This window comes from Shewanella sp. 0m-6 (assembly GCF_052977325.1).
Window position 1 is genome coordinate 118,314 of sequence record NZ_JBRIMD010000009.1, and the last position, 24,701, is coordinate 143,014.

General features: G+C 47.0%; 8 protein-coding genes. 7 read left to right on the forward strand and 1 reads right to left on the reverse strand.

From position 1 onward, the window contains the following. Positions 1 to 32: 32 nt before the first annotated feature. On the reverse strand, positions 33 to 2,060 hold the full coding sequence (fusA, locus tag ACVBJC_RS09440; RefSeq protein ID WP_447160616.1) for an elongation factor G: 2,028 nt from the start codon (positions 2,058 to 2,060) through the stop codon (positions 33 to 35). Positions 2,061 to 2,425: 365 nt separating this feature from the next. Between fusA and ACVBJC_RS09445 the strand changes: the two genes are divergently transcribed. The 7 genes from ACVBJC_RS09445 (at position 2,426) to ACVBJC_RS09475 (ending at position 24,670) form a co-directional block, all read left to right on the forward strand. Next, the gene (locus tag ACVBJC_RS09445; protein WP_447160617.1) at positions 2,426 to 3,292 is read left to right on the forward strand and encodes a transcriptional regulator; all 867 of its coding nucleotides are present in this window, start codon (positions 2,426 to 2,428) and stop codon (positions 3,290 to 3,292) included. Beyond that, positions 3,292 to 11,625, forward strand: a complete 8,334-nt coding sequence (gene pfaA / locus ACVBJC_RS09450; protein WP_447160618.1) for an eicosapentaenoate synthase subunit PfaA — start codon at positions 3,292 to 3,294, stop codon at positions 11,623 to 11,625. The genes ACVBJC_RS09445 and pfaA overlap by 1 nt, the downstream gene beginning before the upstream one ends. Further along, the gene (locus ACVBJC_RS09455; protein ID WP_447160619.1) at positions 11,625 to 13,958 is read left to right on the forward strand and encodes a PfaB family protein; all 2,334 of its coding nucleotides are present in this window, start codon (positions 11,625 to 11,627) and stop codon (positions 13,956 to 13,958) included. The genes pfaA and ACVBJC_RS09455 overlap by 1 nt, the downstream gene beginning before the upstream one ends. After that, positions 13,958 to 19,921 carry an eicosapentaenoate synthase subunit PfaC gene (gene pfaC, locus ACVBJC_RS09460; RefSeq protein ID WP_447160620.1) on the forward strand — a complete coding sequence of 1,988 codons (5,964 nt, stop codon included), beginning with the start codon at positions 13,958 to 13,960 and terminating at the stop codon, positions 19,919 to 19,921. Before ACVBJC_RS09455 ends, pfaC begins: the two co-directional genes overlap by 1 nt. 254 nt (positions 19,922 to 20,175) lie before the next feature. Next, on the forward strand, positions 20,176 to 21,804 hold the full coding sequence (gene pfaD, locus ACVBJC_RS09465) for an eicosapentaenoate synthase subunit PfaD (protein ID WP_447160621.1): 1,629 nt from the start codon (positions 20,176 to 20,178) through the stop codon (positions 21,802 to 21,804). 306 nt (positions 21,805 to 22,110) lie between these two features. Then, on the forward strand, positions 22,111 to 23,820 hold the full coding sequence (locus ACVBJC_RS09470; RefSeq protein ID WP_447160622.1) for a sensor domain-containing diguanylate cyclase: 1,710 nt from the start codon (positions 22,111 to 22,113) through the stop codon (positions 23,818 to 23,820). A gap of 289 nt (positions 23,821 to 24,109) precedes the next feature. After that, positions 24,110 to 24,670: a type II secretion system protein gene (locus ACVBJC_RS09475; protein WP_447160623.1), complete on the forward strand. Its 561-nt coding sequence runs from the start codon at positions 24,110 to 24,112 to the stop codon at positions 24,668 to 24,670. The last annotated feature ends 31 nt before the right edge of the window (positions 24,671 to 24,701 follow it).

The window sequence follows — 24,701 nt, forward strand, 5'->3', positions numbered from 1 at the left end:
CCACAATAGCCAAAACCACTGAAATCAATCTTTTAACGCATTAACGAAGACTGCACTCTATCGGGAACCACATCGTAACGGCTAAAGCTCATTGAAAACTGCCCCTCTCCTCCTGTCATAGATTTAAGCCTGGTGGAATAATCTGCAACATTTGCCAGTGGCGCTTCCACACTCACCTCGACCATGCCATTAGTTTGCGCCTGTGTACCACACACTATGCCTCTGGATGCGCTAATATCGCCAGTGATATCACCGACCTGATTCTGTTCAACGCAAATCTGCATATCTACAACTGGTTCAAGAATGACTGGCTGCGCCGATGTGACCGCCTCCATAAAAGCCCGCTTGCCCGCCATCACAAATGCGATCTCTTTTGAATCAACGCTATGGTGCTTACCATCTAATATAGTGACCTTAATATCTTGCATTGGGAAACCACCTAAGCCTCCAGCTAACATCGCTTCACGCACCCCTTTCTCTACTGCGGGGATATATTGACTCGGTACAGAACCACCCACCACTTTACTCACAAACTCAAAGCCCGCGCCACGGGATAGAGGCTGAACCAGCAACTCCACTTCACCAAATTGGCCAGAGCCTCCCGATTGCTTCTTATGACGGTAACGATATTTGGCTTCTCCCAAAATCGTTTCGCGATAAGCAACTGCCGGTGTATCGGTATCCATATCAACGTTAAATAAGGTTTGCGCTTTTTCTAGAGCAATTTGAAGATGTAAGTCTCCTTGGCCTTTCAACACCGTTTGCCCCTCAGCGTCACTTCGACTGATCTGTAAACTCGGATCTTCTGCCACTAACTTGTTCAGCACTTCCGATATTTTTTGCTCATCGCCACGTTTTTTGGGTGATACAGCTAAACCAAAAATTGGCAGAGGCAGAACGAGCTCAGCCAAGTGCAACTCATCTTCATCGTGGCTATCATGTAAAACGGTGCCCACCTCTAACTCTTCAACTTTAGCGATTGCACAAATATCCCCAGGGATAGCCTGGCTAACCTCAATATGTTTATCACCTTGTAGCTTCGTCAGGTGAGTCACTTTAAAGGGCTTGCGGCCACGACCAAGAAACAACTTCATCCCTACGTTTATCGTGCCTTGATAGAGACGAAATACGCCCATGCGGCCAAAAAATGGGTCTATCGACACTCTAAATACATGCGCTAATACATGATCGTTGGCTGACTGGCTAACATCAATTGGCTTAGCCTCATTGGCAAAGCCCTTAAAAAATTGCGGCGGGTTCGCCTCTAACGGACTCGGCATTAATTTAACCAATACCTCAAGTAATGAACTGATCCCAATATCTCTTTCAGCGCTGGTAAAACACACTGGCACTAAATGCCCCATACGTAATGCAGTTTCTAACGGTGCATGCAGTTGCTCTGGTGTTAAAGATTCGCCCTGCTCAAGGTAGAGCTCCATTAATTGCTCATCTTCTTCAAGTACGGTATCGACCAGTTCATCTCTTGCCGATTGCGCCCCAATAAATGCGGTTTCAGTGTGATGATCGTAATGAAGATAGCAATCAACAACGCCATCACCTGCAGTGTTAGGTAGATTAACGGGTAAGCATCGGTGACCAAACTGAGTTTGAATACTTTGCAATAACGCCGCCAACCCCGCCTCATTGCCGTCGATATGATTGATCGCAATCAGTACCGCCTTACCTTGACTTCGGGCGGCATCAAAGGCTCTTTTCGTCACAGGTTCAATACCGACTGCCGCATGGATAACCAAGATCACCGACTCTACACCGGGTAACGGCAATAAAGCGCGTCCAAAAAAGTCAGGCAGACCGGGAGTATCGATGAGGTTGATATGGTGAGAGCTGTAATCAAGATTAAGAAAAGAGGGTTCTAAACTGTGACGGTGGGATTTTTCTTGGGCAGTGAAATCAGCATGATTTGTGCCCCTATCGACCCTGCCCTTTAATGTTATCGCTTTAGCGCGAAACAGCAACGCCTCCAATAGCGATGATTTCCCTGAACCTGTGTGTCCGAGCACCGCAAAATTGCGGATTTGCTCAGTCGTAAACGTAGCCATATTGGCCTCCTTTTATCACATTATTAAATCATTCCATATTTCATCAAGACACGTGTTTCACCTTTGTTAATTGCAAGTATAGATCTGTTAAAAAGCTTAATGCTTGACCTAGATCACCCTTTAATCCACCTACTTAATTCACACAACAAAACAACAATCTAACTTACAAGTGTTCGCCGAATCTGGTCGTATCAGCAATTATTAAGTCCCAGGTGATTGTATTGCCTTATCAGCTCAGGTAGTCTGCTCTGCCATTAGCTTGAAATTATCGACGAAATTGTGATGACAGCAGACTTAGAACTGGGGTTCTAGCGCTATTTGACCATGTAGTCCCAACAGATTATTAACGGATACCCGCTAAACTGATGGCAGAAATAAATAGTGCATACTTAAAAGAAGTTAACAACAACTCGAATAAGTGTACGCAAGTTGACAACGAAACAAGGCATCGCAATGCCACTACGACTCCTGAGATGCGTCGATTCATTCAAGGATCCGAGCTGGGGGTGAGTCAACTCTCAAAAATATTGAATATCAGTGAAGCCACCGTTCGTAAATGGCGCAGACGCGACTCTGTCGAAAATACCCCCAATACACCGCATCACCTCAATACCACGTTAACCCCGCTACAAGAATATGTGGTAGTAGGATTGCGTTATCAATTGAAGATGCCGCTAGACACCTTATTAAAAGCCACGCAGAAATTTATTAACCCTAATGTGTCGCGCTCTGGTTTAGCTCGGTGTTTAAAGCGCTATGGGGTCTCACGGGTCAGTGACATTACTAGCCCTAACGTGCCGATGCGTTACTTTAATCATATTCCGGTCACCCAAGGCAGCGACGTGCAAACCTATACCTTGCATTACGAAACGCTCGCTAAAACCTTAGCTCTTCCGAGCACCGACGGCGACAACGTAGTACAGGTGGTTTCACTCACCATTCCGCCAAAGCTAACACAGCAGCAACCTAGCTCTATTTTACTCGGCATCGATCCCCATAGTGATTGGATCTATCTCGACATATATCAAGATGGCAATACTCAAGCCACCAACCGTTACATGACCTATGTCCTTAAACATGGGCCATTCCATTTACGAAAGTTACTCGTGCGTAACTATCACACTTTTTTACAGCGCTTTCCTGGTGCGACGCCAAATCGCCACACCACAAAAGATAAGCCTAAAACAAACAACAAGACGCCTGATAATCAGGCATCCAGTGGAGACTCATAATGAGCCAGACCTCTAAACCTACACAATCAGCTAAAGCGACTGAGCAAGCACAAGAGTCACAAGCTGATTCACGCTTAAACAAGCGCCTTAAAGATATGCCGATTGCCATCGTTGGCATGGCGAGCATCTTTGCTAACTCTCGTTACTTAAATAAGTTCTGGGATCTTATTAGTGAAAAAATTGATGCTATCACCGAGCTACCATCGACTCACTGGCAGCCAGAAGAATATTATGATGCCAATAAGAGTACGCCAGACAAGAGTTACTGTAAGCGTGGTGGCTTCTTACCAGAAGTCGATTTCAACCCAATGGAATTTGGCCTGCCGCCAAATATCCTAGAGCTAACAGATTCTTCACAGCTACTTTCGCTTATCGTGGCGAAAGAAGTCTTGGCCGACGCCAACCTACCTGAAGGTTACGACAGAGATAAGATTGGTATCACCTTAGGTGTCGGCGGCGGTCAAAAAATTAGCCACAGCCTAACAGCGCGCCTGCAGTACCCAGTGCTAAAGAAAGTATTCGCTAGCAGTGGCATCAGTGACACTGACAGCGAAATGCTGATCAAGAAGTTCCAAGACCAATATGTGCATTGGGAAGAGAACTCATTCCCAGGCTCTCTAGGTAATGTAATTGCTGGTCGTATTGCCAACCGATTTGATTTTGGTGGCATGAACTGCGTCGTTGATGCGGCATGTGCAGGCTCACTCGCCGCGATGCGTATGGCGCTCACAGAGCTGACCGAAGGTCGCTCAGAGATGATGATCACAGGTGGTGTCTGTACCGATAACTCACCATCTATGTACATGAGCTTCTCAAAAACCCCCGCCTTTACCACTAATGAAACCATTCAGCCATTTGATATCGACTCTAAAGGCATGATGATTGGTGAAGGTATTGGTATGGTGGCGCTTAAGCGCCTTGAAGATGCCGAGCGTGATGGCGACCGGATCTATTCAGTGATCAAAGGTGTAGGCTCATCATCTGATGGTAAGTTTAAATCTATCTACGCCCCTCGTCCGTCTGGTCAAGCAAAAGCGTTAAACCGCGCTTATGATGACGCAGGTTTTGCACCGCACACACTTGGACTTATCGAAGCCCATGGTACTGGTACGGCAGCAGGCGATGCAGCAGAATTTGCCGGTCTTTGTTCAGTGTTTCGCGACGACAATGACACCAAACAGCACATTGCACTGGGCTCAGTTAAATCTCAAATTGGCCACACTAAATCAACTGCAGGTACTGCGGGGCTTATTAAAGCCGCACTTGCACTGCATCATAAAGTGCTACCGGCAACAATTAACGTTAGCCAGCCAAGTCCAAAGCTTGATATCGAGAACTCGCCGTTTTATCTAAACACTGAAACCCGTCCGTGGTTACCACGTACTGATGGTACGCCGCGCCGTGCGGGTATTAGCTCGTTTGGTTTTGGTGGCACTAACTTCCACTTTGTATTGGAAGAGTACAATAATGAGCATAAACGCGATGATAGTGAGAAGGCTAAGTACCGCCAACGCCATGTAGCTCAAAGCTTCTTAGTCAGCGCTAGCGATAAAGCGACATTGATAAAGGAGCTAAACACACTTGCAGCATCAGCAGAGCAAGCTGAATTTAACCTCAAAGATGCTGCTGCAAACTACGCCTTACGTGAGCTTGATACAACTGCGCCACGTCTTGGTTTAGTGGCAAACTCTCGCGAAGAATTAGCCAACCAAATTAAGCAAGCGATTGCAAAACTGTCATCGAGTGATGATGCCGCATGGCAGCTGCCTGGTGGCACGAGCTACCGCACAGCCGCGATTGAAGGTAAAGTCGCCGCATTATTTGCAGGCCAAGGCTCTCAGTATCTGAATATGGGCCGCGAGCTTGCCTGTTACTACCCAGAGATGCGCCAGCAGTTTGTGACTGCCGATAAAGTTTTTGCCGCCAACAACAAAACACCATTGTCGCAAACGCTATATCCAAAGCCTGTATTTAATAAAGACGACTTAACAACCCAAGAAGCGATTCTGACCAATACCGCCAATGCACAAAGTGCTATCGGCGCGATCTCTATGGGTCAGTATGAGCTGTTCACCGCTGCAGGTTTTAATGCCGATATGGTGGCGGGTCATAGTTTTGGTGAGCTAAGCGCCTTATGCGCCGCAGGTGTGATTTCAGCTGATGATTACTACAAGCTGGCTTTTGCTCGTGGTGATGCCATGGCCACTAAAGCTAAAACGAAAGACGGTCAAGATGCTGATTGTGGCGCCATGTTTGCGGTTATCCATAAAGCGGATGATTTAGGTACACTTGAAAACACAATCGCCAAGTTCGACGGCGTAAAAGTCGCTAACTACAACGCCCCAACGCAATCGATTATAGCCGGCCCAACCGCCACCACAGCGGATGCCGCCAAAGCACTAGGCGAGCTTGGTTATAAAGCGATTAACCTACCCGTATCTGGCGCTTTCCACACCGAACTTGTTGGTCATGCTCAGGCGCCATTTGCCAAAGCGATTGATGCCGCCAAGTTTACTAAAGCGAGCCGTGCGCTTTACTCAAATGCAACTGGCGCACTTTATGACAGCACTGCAGCAAAGATTAAAACCTCGTTTAAGAAACATATGCTTCAATCGGTACGCTTTACCACTCAACTTGATGCTATGTATGAAGCGGGTGCACGCATATTTGTCGAATTTGGCCCAAAAAACATCCTGCAAAAGTTGGTACAAGGCACCCTTGCAGAGCATATGAGCGACATTTGCGCCATCTCAATTAACCCAAGCCCTAAAGGCGATAGCGACCTACAGCTAAAGCAAGCTGCAGTTCAATTAGCGGTTGCCGGTATCAAGCTTGATAATATCGACCCATACCAGGCCGATATCGCAGCGCCAGCGAAAAAGTCACCAATGAGTATTTCGCTGAACGCTGCCAACCATATCAGTAAAGCAACACGGGCTAAAATGGCTAAGTCACTAGAGACGGGCATAGTAACGTCTCAAATCGAACGTGTGATTGAGGAAAAAGTGGTTGAAGTTGAAAAGCTTGTTGAAGTCGAAAAAATTGTAGAAAAAATCGTTGAAGTTGAAAAGATTATTGAGGTTGCAGCCCCAGCGGGTGCAATGCAAGCCAATGCAGTCCAAGCCCGTTCAGTTGTAGATCCAGTTATAGATTCCGGTATAGAGAGCCAATTTGTGTCTAAAAACAGTAAGCCAGCAGCTCATAGCATTAGCGGTGATGCATTAAGTAACTTCTTTGCCGCGCAGCAGCAAACCGCTCAGCTGCATCAGCAGTTCTTGGAGATCCCGCAGCAATACGGCGAGACTTTCACAACCTTGATGACAGAGCAGACTAAACTGGCAAGTTCAGGTGTTGCGATCCCTGAGAGCCTACAGCGCTCTATGGAGCAGTTCCACCAGCTACAAGCGCAAACACTGCAAAGCCATACCCAATTCTTAGAAATGCAAGCGGGTAGCAATATTGCAGCATTGAACCTACTCAATGGCAACCAAGCAACTTATGCGCCTGTCATTCACAATGAAGCTATTCAAAGCCAAGTTGTTACTCAACCTGCGATTGAAGCTCCGGTAAACAGTGCGCCAGTGCAGCCGACTCAAGCTCCACAAGCACAGCCTGCACCTGTAACAGCACCTGCTCCGATTCAGACTACGCCGGTACAATCAGCTCCTGTTCAAACTGCCCCAGTACAAGTTGCTCGTCAAGCAGCGCCAGCTCAAGCTGCTATCGTACCGACTCATACAAGTGCTACAAGCCCAGCTGTCGCTATTAGCGCTGAATCAGCCTTGAGCTCGCAAACAGCCTTGAGCGCTGCAAAAGTGCAAAGCACTATGATGTCTGTGGTTGCCGAGAAGACAGGTTACCCAACTGAAATGCTAGAGCTTGAAATGGATATGGAAGCCGACCTAGGCATTGATTCTATCAAGCGCGTTGAGATTTTAGGTACAGTACAAGACGAGCTACCGGGTCTGCCTGAGCTTAGCCCTGAAGATCTAGCAGAGTGTCGTACCCTTGGCGAGATCGTGGCTTATATGGGCAGTAAACTGCCAGCTGAAGGCTCTGCGCTTTCAACAACTGCCGCCGCGGCGCCTCAAGTAGCTGCTGCACCAGCAGTAAACGGTCTGAGCGCTGAAACAGCCTTGAGCGCGCAAAAAGTACAGGCTACTATGATGTCAGTGGTTGCCGAAAAAACCGGTTACCCAACTGAAATGCTAGAGCTTGAAATGGATATGGAAGCCGACCTAGGCATCGATTCTATCAAGCGCGTTGAAATTCTTGGCACAGTACAAGATGAGCTACCGGGTTTGCCTGAGCTTAGCCCAGAAGATCTTGCTGAGTGTCGTACCCTTGGCGAAATCGTGGCTTACATGAATAGCAAGCTTTCATCAATTCCAGTTACTACTGCTGCGACTGTTACGCTAGTGGCCACAGCAAACGGCCTTTCTGCCGAAAAAGTACAGGCTACTATGATGTCAGTGGTTGCCGAAAAAACCGGTTACCCAACTGAAATGCTAGAGCTTGAAATGGATATGGAAGCCGACCTAGGCATCGATTCTATCAAGCGCGTTGAGATTTTAGGTACAGTACAAGACGAGCTACCGGGTCTGCCTGAGCTTAGCCCAGAAGATCTTGCTGAGTGTCGTACCCTTGGCGAAATCGTGGCGTACATGAATAGCAAGCTTTCATCAATTCCAGTTACTACTGCTGCGACTGTTACGCTAGTGGCCACAGCAAACGGCCTTTCTGCCGAAAAGGTACAGGCTACTATGATGTCAGTGGTTGCCGACAAGACCGGTTACCCAACTGAAATGCTAGAGCTAAGCATGGATATGGAAGCCGATTTAGGTATCGATTCGATTAAGCGCGTTGAAATTCTTGGCACAGTACAAGATGAACTACCGGGTTTGCCTGAACTTAATCCTGAAGATTTAGCAGAGTGTCGCACTCTTGGCGAAATCGTGGCTTATATGGGCAGTAAACTGCCAGCTGAGGGCTCTAGCGCTGCGGCGGTTCTTAATGTTAGTGCCGCTGAAGGCTCTGCGCTTTCATCTACACCAGCTGCAAACGGTCTAAGTGCCGACAAGGTACAGGCTACTATGATGTCTGTAGTTGCCGAGAAAACGGGTTACCCAACTGAAATGCTAGAGCTAAGCATGGATATGGAAGCTGATTTAGGTATCGATTCGATTAAGCGCGTTGAAATTCTTGGCACAGTACAAGATGAGCTACCGGGTCTGCCTGAACTTAATCCTGAAGATCTAGCTGAGTGTCGCACTCTTGGCGAAATCGTGGCTTATATGGGCAGTAAACTGCCAGCTGAGGGCTCTAGCGCTGCGGCGGTTCTTAATGTTAGTGCCGCTGAAGGCTCTGCGCTTTCATCTACACCAGCTGCAAACGGTCTAAGTGCCGACAAGGTACAGGCTACTATGATGTCTGTAGTTGCCGATAAAACCGGTTACCCAACTGAAATGCTTGAGCTAAGCATGGATATGGAAGCTGATTTAGGTATCGATTCAATCAAGCGCGTTGAGATTCTTGGCACAGTACAAGATGAGCTACCGGGTCTGCCTGAACTTAATCCTGAAGATCTAGCAGAGTGTAGAACACTGGGCGAAATCGTGGCTTATATGGGCAGTAAACTGCCAGCTGAAGGCTCTAAGCTCGCTCCAAGTGCAGCTGAGGGCTCTGCTAATACAAGTGCAGCTGAAGGCTCTGTTAAGCCAGCGCCATTGTCTGCAGAACCAAGAGTAGAACTTCCTCCTCATAGCGAGGTAGCGCTAAAAAAGCTTAATGCGGCGGACAAGCTACAAGACTGTTTCGCCGCAGATACAACCCTTGTGATCAATGATGATGGTCATAACGCGGGTGTTCTTGCAGAGAAACTAACAAAACAAGGTCTTAAAGTTGCCGTTGTGCGTCTTGCTGCTGGCCAGCCACAATCGCCACTTTCAAGCGATGTTGCCAGCTTTGAACTTGCCTCAAGCGAAGAATCTGAGCTTGAAACAAGTATTACTGCGGTTATTGCAGAGATTGAAACTCAGGTTGGCACTATTGGTGGCTTTATCCACTTACAACCTGAAGCCAATGCCACTGAGCAAACAGCAGTCAACCTAGATGCGCAAAGCTTTACTCACGTTAGCAATGCGTTCTTGTGGGCAAAACTGTTGCAACCAAAGCTAGTACAAACACCGCTTGTAGATGCAAAAGCTGACGCTCGTCGCTGTTTCATTACCGTCAGTCGTATCGACGGTGGCTTTGGTTACTTAAATACCGATGCATTAAAAGATGCCGAACTTAACCAAGCTGCACTAGCAGGCTTAACTAAAACCTTAAGCCATGAATGGCCACAGGTTTTCTGTCGTGCGCTGGACATTGCAACAGATGTTGATGCAACACACTTTGCTGATGCCATTACTAGTGAACTATTTGATAGCCAAGTTCAGCTGCCAGAAGTAGGGTTAAGCTTAGTTGAAGGCCAAATTAACCGCGTAACACTCATTGCCGGTGAAGCCTGCAATAAAACCGCTCCAGCCGAGCTAAACAGTACAGATAAAATACTGGTGACCGGTGGCGCAAAAGGTGTGACATTTGAATGCGCGCTGTCATTAGCCGCTCGCACTCAATCACACTTTATTTTAGCTGGCCGTAGCGAATTACAAGCATTGCCAAGCTGGGCTGAAGGTAAGCAAACTAGCGAGCTAAAATCTGCGGCGATTGCGCATATTATCTCAACAGGTCAAAAGCCAACGCCAAAGCAAGTTGAAGCGGCTGTTTGGCCAGTACAAAGCAGTATTGAGATCAACGCAGCCCTAACCGCCTTTAGCAACGTTGGCGCTTCAGCTGAATATGTCAGCATGGACGTGACCGACTGCGCGGCAATCACAGCAGCGCTAAAAGGTCGCTCAAGTGAAATCACGGGTCTGATTCACGGCGCGGGCGTGTTAGCTGACAAACACATTCAAGATAAAACCCTTGCTGAACTTGCACGCGTTTATGGCACTAAGGTCAATGGCCTTAAAGCACTACTTGCTGCACTTGAGCCAAGCAAGATCAAACTGTTAGCTATGTTCTCATCTGCAGCGGGGTTCTACGGTAACACTGGGCAAAGCGATTATGCGATGTCGAACGATATTCTCAATAAGGCGGCATTGCAGTTCACTGCTCGCAACCCTCAAGCTAAAGTCATGAGCTTTAACTGGGGCCCTTGGGATGGCGGTATGGTTAATCCTGCACTGAAGAAGATGTTTACCGACCGTGGTGTGTACGTTATTCCACTTAAAGCGGGCGCTGAATTATTTGCGACTCAGCTATTAGGTGAAACCGGCGTGCAATTGCTAATTGGTACGTCAATGCAAGGCAAAAGCGACACAAAAGCAACTGAGGCTGCTTCTGTAAAAAAGCTTAATGCGGATGAGGTGCTAACAACATCGCATCCGCGTGCTGATGCACAAAATTCACCACTGCAAGCTTTCACCGCAACGCGCCTACTAACCCCAAGTGCGATGGCCTTCATTGAAGATCACCGCATTGGCGGTAACAGTGTGCTGCCAACGGTATGTGCTATCGACTGGATGCGAGAAGTGGCAAGCGACATGCTTGGCGCTCAAGTTAAGGTACTTGATTACAAGCTATTAAAAGGCATTGTATTTGAGACTGATGCGGCGCAAGAGCTAACCCTTGAGCTAACCCCTACAAGCTCTGACCCTGCAACGCTGCAAGCATTGATCAGCTGCAATGGTCGTCCGCAATATAAGGCGACGCTTGTCAGTGACCAAATAAGTAACAAGCTCAGTGAGCGCACTAGCAAGCAATTTAACTTAGGTGCCACTCAAGTGATCACCACGGCTAAAGAGCTTTATAGCAACGGGACTCTGTTTCATGGTCCACGCCTGCAGGGCATCGAGTCTGTTGTTCGTTTTGACGAGCAAGGCTTAATCGCAAAGGTTGCCTTACCAGCAGTAAACCTCGCTGATTGTGGCGAGTTTTTACCGCAAAATCATCTGGGTGGTAGCCAGCCTTTTGCCGAAGATCTACTGCTGCAAGCCATGCTCGTTTGGGCACGACTTAAAACCGGATCGGCAAGTCTGCCTTCGGCAATTGGCGAGTTTGTTTCCTACCAGCCTATGGCCTTTGGTGAAACAGGTGTGATTGAGCTTGAAGTGATTAAACACAACACGCGCTCACTTGAAGCCAATGTGATGCTATACCATGACAATGGCGAGTTAAGTGCCATGTTCAAGTCAGCTAAAATCACCATTAGCAAAAGCTTGAACTCAGCGTTTTTGCCTGCTGCGCTAACAAACAAAACGTTAGCAACTGACAGTGAGGCGACATAGTGGAACAAACGCCTAAAGCAAGTGTGATGCCGCTGCGCATCGCACTGATTTTGCTGCCTGCGCCACAAATGAGTGCTGATAACTTATCAGCACTCTTGCCTGAGTTAAGCGCAACTAACATCTTGAGCCAATCGAGTGAATTTGAACTGGTCAAGCTTCTGGTCGATAACGCAACTGAACACTCAAGTGACAGCTTTGATAAGCTGCTAAATACCAGTATTAACGCGATAAATGCCGGTAAATGGGTACAGCTAGCAACTGCTAAGCAATCTCTGTTGATGCTACCGGCCCTTAAAGCTGCCCAGTTGCGCTTGCACCCACATGCAGTGCTAAGTGCGATGCAGCAACTTACTGATATAACTGCAGATATGAGTTCTGGTACCAGAGCTGCGAGTACAACTGAGCGCACCGATACCATTAATGACGTTCTACGCGCGGCTTTTTCCCAGGCAAAACGTGAGCTCAATAGTGACTGTCATATTGAGTCTTACAGCGAGCTCAGCAGCCACGAACAATTTTCGAAGGTGTATCAACTGATTGAAAAGTTGGCGACTCGCACCCATTACCGAGAAGCAACCAACCAAGGTGTGGCGTTAACCTCCAAACAGGCTAAGAGTCATTTTTGGTTTAGCGGTTTTCATCAAGCGCGGGTTGCAGCAATTAGCTTTACTCATGGCTTAAGCAGTGCCCTTAACTGCACCAGTTATGTGTTAACACAAGGCACAGGCTTTATTGCACCTAAGTCGTTACTGAACGCCAATAGATTGATGTTTATCTTAGCGGGTCACACTCAAACCGAGCTAAAAGCTGAGTTAGATAAGCTAAGTAATGCGTTAAAGCCAATTAGCAGCGCACACGCGCTAGCCTCGAACATGAGTACGGATGCTAGCCAACTTGCGCTATTAGGTTTAATGCAAGATAACTTGCAGCACGCCAGCAACTATCTTGAACAGAACCTTGAACAGAACCAGCGACAAAATCAGCAAGCAGCCTATCAAGCGGTGATCCAGGCGAGTTCGATTGATAGCTTACAGCAAGAGCTAAGCGCATTTGATGATGCCTTAGCCAAACAGTTTGAGATCTCGAAAGCACCTGAGCAGCTGCTGCAATATAAAACCCCAGCGGGGAGTTACTTTACCAGTACCCCTTTAGGTTGCACGGAGCAATCAGGTTTAGCCTTTGTCTACCCAGGCGTTGGTACGGTTTACGCCGATATGCTTAGCGAGCTCCATCAGTACTTTCCAGCGCTTTATGCTCGCCTTGAACGTGAAGGTGACCTTAAGTCGATGTTGCAAGCCGATAGCATCTATCACTTAGATCCTAACGTTGCTCCAGCAATGGAGCTTGGCTCGCTGGCCATCGCCGGTGTCGGTAGCAGTTACCTATTAACTCAACTGCTCGTCGATGAGTTTAAGGTTCAGCCTAACTTTGCGCTAGGCTACTCTATGGGTGAAGCCTCTATGTGGGCGAGCCTTGGTGTTTGGACAAAGCCCCATGAATTGATCAGCAAAACTCAAACCGATCCCCTGTTTACTTCAGCGATATCAGGCGAGCTAACGGCAGTCAGACGCGCTTGGCAGCTAAAAGAGCAAGACGCTGATATTGTTTGGAATAGCTTTGTGGTAAGAAGCGAAGCGGCGCCAATTCAGGCCTTGCTCGGTCATTACCCTCACGCATACCTAGCCATCATTCAGGGTGATACGTGCGTTATCGCAGGTTGTGAGCAGCAATGCAAAGCGTTACTGGCTGCATTAGGCAAACGTGGCATTGCAGCTAATCGCGTCACGGCAATGCATACTCCACCAGCTATGGAAGAGCATGCTAACGTGACGCGCTTTTACACTGAGCCGCTTAATGATGAACTGCCGTCGGCAATTCAATTTATCAGCGCAGCCAATCTAATTGGCAGCACAGATAAGCCTGTTAATTCACAGCCACTCACCAGTGAAATGCTTGCTCAGTCGATTGCAGACACTTTCTGCCATACCTTAGACTTTACTGCACTTATCCATAGCGCTCAGCGCCAAGGCGCTAAGTTATTTGTTGAGATGGGGGCTGACAGGCAAAACTGCACTCTGATAGATAAAATTGCCAAGCAAGATAGCAAGAGCGCGCAGCAGCCATGCTGCACTGTGCCAATGAATGCCAAAGGCAGCAGCGATGTAACCAGTTTACTTAAAGCGCTCGGGCAATTGATAAGCCATAAAGTGCCGCTATCTTTGCAACCATTTATCGATGGACTTCAACGAGAGCTGGCTCTATGTCAGTTACAAGCTAATCAGGTAGACCAAATTAGCTCTCAAGAAAATCATTTACTTAAAGGGGAAGTCTAATGTCTTTAACAGACAACACTTCTAACCACCCAGTATCAAATAGCTCGGAGCAGCGCACGAGCAAGCAGAGCAAAATTGCCATTATCGGCTTAGCGACACTTTATCCCGACGCCAAGAGTCCTGAAGAGTTTTGGCAGAACTTACTGGATAAACGCGACTCTCGCACCACATTAACGGATGAAAAGCTCGGGGCAAACAGCTGCGACTACCAAGGCGTTCAAGGACAATCAGACCGTTTTTATTGCGATAAAGGCGGCTACATTGACAATTTTAACTTTGATGCCCGTGGCTACAAACTCCCCGAACAAAGCTTACACGGCTTAGATGATAGTTTTCTGTGGGCGCTCGATACCAGTCGCAAAGCCTTACACGATGCAGGGATCAGCCTAGACGATACCAACCTCGCCCGCACAGGTGTGGTGATGGGCGCATTATCATTTCCGACTACCCGTTCAAACGACCTATTTCTGCCGATTTATCACAGTGCAGTTGAAAAGGCGCTACAAGATAAGTTGGGCTGCAAAGGGTTTAAACTCAATCCGACCAATGCCCATAGCCAGCGCGCAGCAAGCGAGAAAAGTCTCTATGCTGCTAACGGCGCAATTGCCCATAACAGCTCAAAATTAGTTGCCGATGCACTCGGTCTTGGCGGCGTACAACTGAGTCTTGATGCCGCCTGCGCAAGCTCTGTTTATTCACTAAAGCTCGCCTGTGACTACTTAAGCACGGGTAAAGCAGACATCATGCTCGCGGGCGCAGTATCGGGTGCCGATCCCTTCTTTATCAACATGGGGTTCTCTATCTTTCACGCCTATCCAGATCATGGTGTGTCAGTACCGTTTGATGCTAGCAGTAAAGGCCTGTTTGCCGGTGAAGGCGCTGGCGTACTGGTACTTAAGCGTCTTGAGGATGCTGAACGTGATAACGATAAAATTTATGCCGTTGTCAGTGGCGTCGGTTTATCAAACGACGGCAAAGGTCAGTTTGTATTAAGCCCAAATCCAAAAGGTCAGGTAAAAGCATTTGAACGTGCTTACGCCGCCAGCGATATAGCGCCTAAAGATATCGAAGTGATTGAATGTCACGCAACCGGTACGCCACTGGGTGACAAAATTGAGCTGACCTCAATGGAAACCTTCTTTGAAGATAAGCTAGAGGGCAGCGACGCGCCGTTAATAGGCTCAGCTAAATCTAACTTAGGCCACCTGCTTACTGCAGCCGGAATGCCGGGGATCATGAAGATGATCTTCGCCATGAAAGAGGGCTTTTTACCGCCGAGCATCAACATTAGTGATGCCATCTCTTCACCGAAAAAACTGTTTGGAAAACCTACTCTACCTAGCATGGTACAGGGCTGGCCAGATAAACCATCGAATAATCATTTTGGTGTGAGAACCCGTCACGCGGGGGTGTCGGTATTTGGCTTTGGTGGCTGTAATGCGCACCTTTTGCTTGAGTCATATAACGGCAAAGGCACTGTTGTAACACAAGCAGAGCAAGCAACTCAGCCTACTAAGCCCGCTCGTCAAGCTCAGCCGCTAAAAGTGGTTGGCCTTGCCTCGCACTTTGGTCCGCTCAGTAGCATCAATGCGTTAAACAATGCGGTGACCCAAAACGGTAACGGCTTTATCGAGCTACCGAAAAAACGCTGGAAGAGCCTTGAAAAGCACAATGAACTTTTAGCTGAATTTGGCTTAGCATCGGCGCCTAAAGGCGCTTATGTCGATAACTTCGAGTTAGACTTCTTACGCTTTAAACTGCCACCAAATGAAGATGACCGTCTGATTTCACAGCAGCTTATGCTGATGCGTGTCACAGACGAAGCCATTCGTGATGCCAAGCTTAAGCCAGGGCAAAAAGTTGCGGTATTAGTGGCAATGGAAACCGAGCTTGAGCTGCACCAGTTCCGTGGCCGCGTAAATCTGCATACCCAACTGCAAGAAAGCCTTGCCGCTATGGGCGTCGATTTAAGTGATGATGAATACCAAGCACTTGAAGCGATTGCCATGGACAGTGTTCTTGATGCAGCAAAGCTGAATCAGTACACCAGCTTTATTGGTAATATCATGGCGTCACGTGTGGCATCATTATGGGACTTTAATGGCCCAGCCTTTACCATTTCTGCTGCAGAGCAGTCAGTTAGCCGCTGTATCGATGTTGCGCAAAACTTGATCATGGAAGATAACCTCGATGCTGTGGTCATTGCCGCCGTCGATCTATCGGGTAGCTTTGAGCAAGTGATTTTGAAAAATGCCATTGCTCCGGTTGCCCTTGAACCTAACCTTAGCCCAACCTCTACAACGTGGAATGTGGGTGAAGGTGCTGGCGCAGTGGTGTTAGTTAAAGATCAAAGTACATCTGGCAGCTCATATGGCCAAATTGATGCACTTGAATTTGCTAAAACGGCTGAAGCGGCTTTGGTCACCGACAAGTTACTCAGCCAAACCGCTATCGATTTTAATGCGATTAAAGTGATTGAAACTATGGCCGCGCCAGCGAGCCAAATTCAATTAGCGCTGAGTGCTGCTTCACAAGTGACTCATACTGCTGCCGAGCAACGTATTGGTCACTGTTTTGCGGCAGCGGGCATGGCAAGTCTATTACATGGCTTACTAAACTTAAATAAACACCCCCTAAAGCAACACTCTGTAGCCAAAGCTGGTAGCGTTAATTGCGCGCTGATCAATAACATCAGCGAGAATCAACTATCACAGTTATTGATTAGCCAAACGGCCAGCGAGCAACACGCATTAACCGAGCGTTTAAGCAGTGAGCTTAAATCTGATGCTAAACACCAACTAGTTAAGCAAGTCACCTTAGGTGGCCGCGATATCTACCAGCATATTATCGATACGCCGCTTGCAAGCCTTGAAACGATTACGCAAAAGTTGGCGCAGGCGACAGCATCGACCGTGGTAAACAAAGTTAAACCGATTAAGGCAGCTGACTCAGTCGAAACGGCTGACTTAGTAAAGCCACAAATAACAATTGCAGCACAACAGACTGCAAACATTGGCGTCACCGCTCAGGCACCCAAACGTGAATTAGGTACCCCACTAATGACAACGAATACAATAAGCAATACAACAGACAAGACTCTCGATATTGCCCCTGGCGACCTGGCCAGTTTTCAACAGAATCAACAGTTAACTCAGCAAGCTCACCAAGCATTTTTACAAAGCCGCAATGCGGGTATGAAGGTAGCTGATGCGCTGCTAAAACAGCAGTTAGCTCAAGTGACAGGTCAGGTAGCAGAAGCTGTGACAACACAAGCACCAGCTCAAGTTGCCGCTTTTCAACAATTCGATACACCTGCAGCTGTTGTTGCTCAAGCGGCAGAGGTTGCAGCATTAGTGCCCGATCACGCTAACGTGCCGCCATATTCTCCGCCAGTACCTGCACTTAAGCCATGCATCTGGAGCTACGCTGATTTAGTCGAGTATGCAGAAGGTGATATCGCCAAGGTGTTTGGCAGTGATTACGCTATCATCGATAGTTACTCACGCCGCGTACGCCTACCAACCACAGACTACCTACTGGTATCACGTGTAACCAAACTCAATGCGACTATGAATGAGTTTAAGCCGTGTTCAATGACCACCGAGTACGACATCCCAGTTGATGCTCCGTATCTTGTAGATGGCCAAATTCCGTGGGCAGTCGCGGTTGAATCAGGTCAGTGCGACTTGATGCTAATTAGCTACTTAGGCATCGACTTTGAGAACAAGGGCGAGCGCGTTTATCGTTTACTTGATTGCACCCTCACCTTCTTAGGCGATCTGCCTCGTGGCGGCGACACACTGCGTTACGACATTAAGATCAACAACTATGCTCGCAATGGCGACACCTTGCTGTTTTTCTTCTCATACGAGTGTTTTGTTGGCGACAAGATGATTTTGAAGATGGACGGCGGCTGCGCTGGCTTCTTTACCGACGAAGAGCTTGCTGACGGTAAAGGGGTTATTCGCACCGAAGATGAGATAAAAGCCCGCAGTCTTGTGGTTAAGCAACGCTTTAATCCGTTATTAGATTGCCCTAAAACGCAATTTAATTATGGCGAAATACATAAGCTGTTAACTGCGGATATTGAAGGCTGTTTTGGCCCAACTCATCAAGGCGCTCATCAACCATCACTGTGTTTTGCTTCTGAAAAGTTTTTGATGATAGAACAAGTCAGCAAGATTGATCGCACTGGCGGCACTTGGGGGCTTGGCTTAATCGAAGGTCATAAACAACTGGAAGCAGACCACTGGTATTTCCCGTGTCACTTTAAGGGCGATCAGGTGATGGCAGGCTCGCTCATGGCCGAAGGTTGTGGTCAATTGCTGCAGTTCTATATGCTGCACCTTGGTATGCACACCCAAACTAAAAATGGTCGTTTCCAACCATTAGAGAACGCCTCACAGCAAGTTCGCTGCCGCGGCCAAGTGCTGCCGCAATCTGGCGAATTAACTTACCGTATGGAAGTGACTGAAATAGGCTTTAGCCCTCGCCCTTATGCAAAAGCTAACATCGATATCTTGCTCAACGGCAAAGCGGTGGTAGATTTCCAAAACCTAGGTGTGATGATCCGCGAGGAAGATGAGTGCACTCGTTACCCAACTTTTGCTAACGTCACTGCTATTGAAAACACTCAAGCGCCTGCGGCTAGTAAAGAGTCTGAGCCTTCAGCGTCTCTTAACAAAAAGTCATACCAGCCTGCATCAGCAAACGCTCCGTTAATGGCGCAAATTCCTGATCTGAGCAAAGAGCCAAACAAGGGCGTGATTCCTATCTCGCACGTTGAAGCGCCCATTACCCCAGATTACCCGAATCGTGTACCCGATACCGTGCCGTTCACGCCGTATCACATGTTTGAGTTCGCCACAGGTAACATCGAAAACTGTTTCGGGCCTGAGTTCTCAATCTATCGCGGTATGATCCCGCCACGTACGCCATGTGGCGACCTGCAGGTCACCACTCGCGTCATTGAAGTTAACGGCAAGCGCGGCGAATTTAAAAAACCATCATCGTGTATCGCTGAGTATGAAGTACCTGCTGATGCATGGTATTTCGACAAAAATAGTCACCAGGCTGTAATGCCTTACTCTATTTTAATGGAAATATCACTGCAGCCTAACGGCTTTATCTCAGGTTACATGGGCACAACCCTTGGTTTTCCGGGCCTTGAGCTATTCTTCCGTAACTTAGACGGCAGCGGTGAGCTACTGCGTGATGTTGATTTGCGCGGCAAAACCATTCGTAACGACTCACGTTTGTTATCAACGGTGATGGCGGGCACAAACATCATTCAGAGCTTTAGCTTTGAGCTCAGCGTTGATAATGAGCCTTTCTATCGCGGTACTGCGGTATTTGGATATTTTAAAGGTGACGCCCTTAAAGATCAGTTAGGTCTAGATAACGGTAAAGTCACTCAACCTTGGCATGTGGCTAACGGCGTTGCAGCAAGTGATAAGATCAACCTGCTCGACAAAGGCTGTCGTCACTTTAACCCACCTGTAGGCAAGCCTCATTATCGCCTTGCAGGCGGACAGCTTAACTTTATCGACAGCGTTGAAATTGTCGATAATGGTGGCACCGAAGGCTTAGGTTATCTCTACGCTGAGCGCACTATCGATCCAAGTGATTGGTTCTTCCAATTCCACTTCCACCAAGATCCAGTCATGCCTGGCTCGTTAGGTGTCGAAGCGATTATCGAAACCATGCAGACATATGCTATTAGTAAAGACTTAGGCGCTGGCTTTAAAAACCCTAAGTTTGGCCAGATTTTATCGAACATCAAGTGGAAGTATCGCGGTCAGATCAATCCGCTCAACAAACAGATGTCGATGGATGTGAGTATCACCTCGGTTAAAGATGAAAATGGTAAGAAGGTGATCACCGGTAATGCCAGCTTAAGTAAAGATGGATTGCGTATTTACGAAGTGTTTGATATAGCCATCTGCATCGAAGAATCTCTATAAACCGGAGTGAGTGACTGGCTATTTTACTCAATTTCTGTGTCAAAAGTGCTCACCTATATTCATAGGCTGCGCACTTTTTTCTGGAAATTGAGCAAAAGTATCTGCGTCCTAACTCGATTTATATAATGAATGATTTAATAGCAACTAGCTGCGTTCTAAACCATTAAAAAGTAAATGAATTAGATTGAAAATTTAGTTAAAAGAATAGCTAAGAGCCGCAAGCTCGATATAAATGATTAAGGGTCTTACAAATAATGAATCCTACTACAACAAGTGAAATGCTTTCTCCATGGCCATGGGCTGTGACAGAGTCAAATATTAGCTTTGACGTGCAAGTGATGGAGCAACAACTTAAAGATTTTCGCCGTGGCTGCTATGTGGTAAACCACAGCGAACATGGCTTTGGTATCGCGCAATCAGCAAATATCGTCACTGAACAAGCCGCTAACAGCACAGATTTACCAGTGAGTGCTTTTACCCCAGCTTTGGGTACGGAAAGCCTTGGCGACAGTAATTTCCGCCGTGTTCATGGTGTGAAATATGCCTATTACGCTGGCGCAATGGCGAACGGTATTTCATCAGAAGAGCTCGTTATTGCACTGGGTCAGGCCGGTATTTTGTGCTCATTTGGCGCCGCGGGTCTTATCCCAAGCCGTGTAGAAGCCGCGATTAATCGCATTCAGGCGGCGCTGCCAAATGGCCCATACATGTTTAATCTTATCCATAGCCCAAGTGAGCCAGCGTTAGAGCGTGGCAGCGTGGAATTATTTTTAAAGCATAAAGTACGTACCGTTGAGGCGTCGGCTTTCTTAGGCTTAACACCGCAAATTGTTTATTACCGCGCCGCGGGTTTAAGCCGTGATGCACAGGGTAAAATTGTTGTCGCCAACAAGGTGATAGCCAAGGTGAGCCGCACCGAAGTGGCTGAAAAGTTCATGATGCCTGCCCCAGCCAAAATGCTGCAAAAACTGGTTGATGACGGCTCTATCACAGCCGAGCAGATGGAACTGGCACAACTTGTGCCGATGGCGGATGACGTAACTGCAGAAGCAGACTCGGGCGGACACACTGATAACCGCCCATTAGTAACGCTTCTACCTACGATTTTGGCCCTAAAAGAAGAGATCCAAACCAAGTACCAGTACGACACACCGATTCGTGTCGGTTGCGGCGGTGGTGTTGGCACTCCCGATGCGGCGCTAGCGACATTTAATATGGGCGCCGCGTATATTGTGACAGGCTCAATTAACCAGGCTTGTGTTGAAGCGGGCGCCAGTGAGCATACCCGTAAACTACTTGCCACCACCGAGATGGCCGACGTCACCATGGCTCCTGCTGCTGATATGTTCGAAATGGGCGTAAAACTGCAAGTGGTGAAGCGTGGTACCTTATTCCCGATGCGCGCGAATAAGCTTTACGAGATCTACACTCGTTATGACGCTATTGAAGCTATCCCTGCTGATGAGCGTGAAAAACTCGAGAAACAGGTGTTCCGCTCAAGCTTAGATGAGATCTGGGCGGGTACCGTTGCCCACTTTAATGAACGCGACCCAAAACAGATTGAGCGTGCAGAAGGTAATCCAAAACGTAAAATGGCATTGATTTTCCGCTGGTACTTGGGGCTTTCAAGCCGCTGGTCAAATTCAGGCGAAGTTGGCCGCGAGATGGATTATCAGATTTGGGCAGGTCCAGCACTAGGTGCTTTCAACCAGTGGGCTAAAGGTAGCTACTTAGATAACTACCAAGAGCGTAACGCAGTCGATTTGGCTAAGCATCTTATGTATGGCGCAGCTTATCTTAACCGCGTCAACTCACTAACGGCCCAAGGCGTTAAGCTTCCAGCTCAGTTACTGCGCTGGAAGCCGACTCAAAGAATGGCATAAGCCCAGCCTTTAGATAAAACGACCTTAAAAAGCCACTAACTTCTGTTGGTGGCTTTTGCTTTATATGCACGCTTTGCGCTTCTTTACCTCATCAATTACCCGTCAGCTATACAGCTTCAATCTATAGTCAAACTCTACATTTCAATTCTATATTTCAATTCTATATTTCAATTCTACATATAGAATCACCTTTAAAATCGACAGATAAATGCCACAGCTCTTACTCGCTTGCATCCATAACGGCAAAGTAAGCAGACCTGTTTTAAAAAGTTGGCTCCACACCATTTAATAAGCTTTACTTAAGTAATGCTCTGTTTTAAAAGGTTTCTAACTATCGTTAAATTAAAACCCCAAACCTTTAATCAACTACAGCTACGGATTTCGGTTGCGATATTTGTATTATTCGCCAGTGCGGTGTTTGCGTTTAGAGTTTGGGTACAGATCCCTCTTGTTGAAAAGTCACTATTAAAAGTCTCAGAACAAGAGCTCATCGCGCTAGACTTTGCCTTTAAGCAGATGATTAAACCACTGCATACCCTTAATTATGATTACGCTGTTTGGGACAGAACTTACAGCTACATGAAATCAAAAAGTGCTACTGCCAAGCAGTTTTATGAGCAGCATGAATACCCTGATGACACCTTTAAAAGTTTAGAAGTGGATGGCGTCTTTATTTTTAACAACGCTAATAGGTTGGTTTTCTCTAAAGGGTTCAATCACAGCAGTGATCAGTCTCTTGAGTTTGGGTTTACCAATTTCACCCTATACCCACAAAACAAAGCGCTGTCTCCACAGCAAAAACAGGCGCTGCCGTCAATCGATGAGCCCATAAGCAGCCCTGAGGATGTACCATCAAAAACCGGGGTTATCTCGACAAAGTATGGGCCTGCACTGTTTAGCTCAACCTCGATTTTACAATCCAACCGCAGCGGCCCAGCTTTAGGCTATTTAGTGTTTATCAGACTCATAAATAAAGAGTTTATTAGCGAGCTATCTCAATATACCTCAGCAGGTGTAGAGATGAGCTTATTGAGTGCACAAGACAATGCTACATCTATGTTTAATTTAGGCTCACACAGAGTACTCAATAACCTCTCGCCAACATCAGAGCGCATTGTTCGCAATATCGATGGTAAACCGCTGTTCAAACTCATCCTTAAGCACACCAATACCATGCCGCCTCCCGTTTTAACCGTTGGCGTATTTGTCTTACTTGCAGAAATGACCACCCTACTGCTTTTGGCCTATTTGTTATATTCCTATTTCTTAGTGCGCCCGGTACAAAAACTGGCAAATGATATCGAAGAGATGGAAAGAAGCAGAGAGATAAAAAGGTTGCGGTACCGCTACCCCATCACAGAGCTAGTCAATGTCGCGACCCATTTCAACGCCCTTATGGGCACGATTCAAGAACAAACTCAACTGCTCAATGAGCAAGTCTACATCGATAATTTAACCAAGATCCCCAATCGCCGCGCGTTTGAGCAACGGCTTGACACCTATTGCCAGCTGCTTGCAAGACAACAGATAGGTTTTACGCTGATCATTGCCGATGTTGACCACTTTAAGGAGTATAACGACACCCTTGGTCATTTAGCTGGAGATGATGCCTTGAGTAAAGTCGCGCAAACCCTTACACAGCAATTTTACCGTGCTGAAGATATCTGTGCTCGATTTGGTGGAGAAGAATTTATTATGCTGTTTAGGGATATTCCCGATCAAGCATTACAAGGTAAACTAGAGGCGATACTCAACGCGTTTAAAGAGATGGCATTGCCTCATCCTTGTAGCCAAACAGCCCCATTTGTCACCATCAGTCTTGGGGTTTGCAAGGTCATTGCAGTTGAAGGTTTTGAGTTTAAAAACGACGTGCACATTATTGCTCACCAAGCCGCGTTACTTGCAGATAAAGCCTTATATCAAGCCAAAAAAGCAGGTCGTAATCAATATAAACAGATCACAATATCAGTCGATGTGATTGAAGCATTAGAGACCAATCACGCAAGCGACGAATAAGGTTATAAGGTTATAAGGTTATAAGGTTATAAGGTTATAAGGTTATAAGGTTATATAAGTCAGCTACTCAACCCACACTCCCCTGTCACAGACGCAATCACTATCCGTTATCCGTTATCCGTTATCCGTTATCCGTTATCCACGAGCGTTCAAATCGAACTGGCCACTTCAAAGTTGTTATATTCAACAATTAACGATGGTGAATTATTAGCAATGGATCAAATAAAATACACCATTAAGAATGTAAACTTGTGTCTAAATTTAAACTCCCATATATGAAGAGTATCAAATGAAGCCTAATGCAAAAGGATTTACACTGATAGAGTTGGTCGTAGTGATTATCATCCTAGGTGTGTTAGCCGTTATAGCGCTCCCTAAGTTTATCAATTTGCAAGACGATGCCAGAACGGCTGCAATGGCAGGCCAGTTTGGCGCTTTTAAAAGTGCTGTTGCACTTTATCACAGCGGCTGGGTAACTGCTGGCGATACGGGGGCCGTCGATAAACTGCCGAGTTTTGGCGAGGGTAATGTGTCATCAACTCCAACAGGTTTCCCTTACTCTACCTCTGGAACCGATACCGAAGTATTTACAGCCTGTAAAGAGGTTTGGCATGGCATTACCTCAACAGACTTCACTATTGCCCATGTAACTGATGCTGATTTAATGACTGCAGATGTCGATATTGCATACACCTATGGCGCAGACAGGTGCATCTATCGTGATCTATTCTTTATTCAACGCGGCGAAACAACACAAGTAATGGAGTATTACTTCAATACTGGCGTGGTTACCGTAAAAGACGCTTTTTATCATTCTGACGGGAGCTCAAGCAGTACTGCTAGGCCGTAATCACTTTCAGCCCTTCATAACGGCCAGCAAT

Bases quoted from the DNA above. Each gene is read 5' to 3' on its own strand.
- fusA (WP_447160616.1), bottom strand. From the start codon at position 2,060: ATGGCTACGTTTACGACTGAGCAAATCCGCAATTTTGCGGTGCTCGGA.
- ACVBJC_RS09445 (WP_447160617.1), top strand. From the start codon at position 2,426: ATGGCAGAAATAAATAGTGCATACTTAAAAGAAGTTAACAACAACTCG.
- pfaA (WP_447160618.1), top strand. From the start codon at position 3,292: ATGAGCCAGACCTCTAAACCTACACAATCAGCTAAAGCGACTGAGCAA.
- pfaC (WP_447160620.1), top strand. From the start codon at position 13,958: ATGTCTTTAACAGACAACACTTCTAACCACCCAGTATCAAATAGCTCG.
- pfaD (WP_447160621.1), top strand. From the start codon at position 20,176: ATGAATCCTACTACAACAAGTGAAATGCTTTCTCCATGGCCATGGGCT.
- ACVBJC_RS09470 (WP_447160622.1), top strand. From the start codon at position 22,111: ATGCTCTGTTTTAAAAGGTTTCTAACTATCGTTAAATTAAAACCCCAA.
- ACVBJC_RS09475 (WP_447160623.1), top strand. From the start codon at position 24,110: ATGAAGCCTAATGCAAAAGGATTTACACTGATAGAGTTGGTCGTAGTG.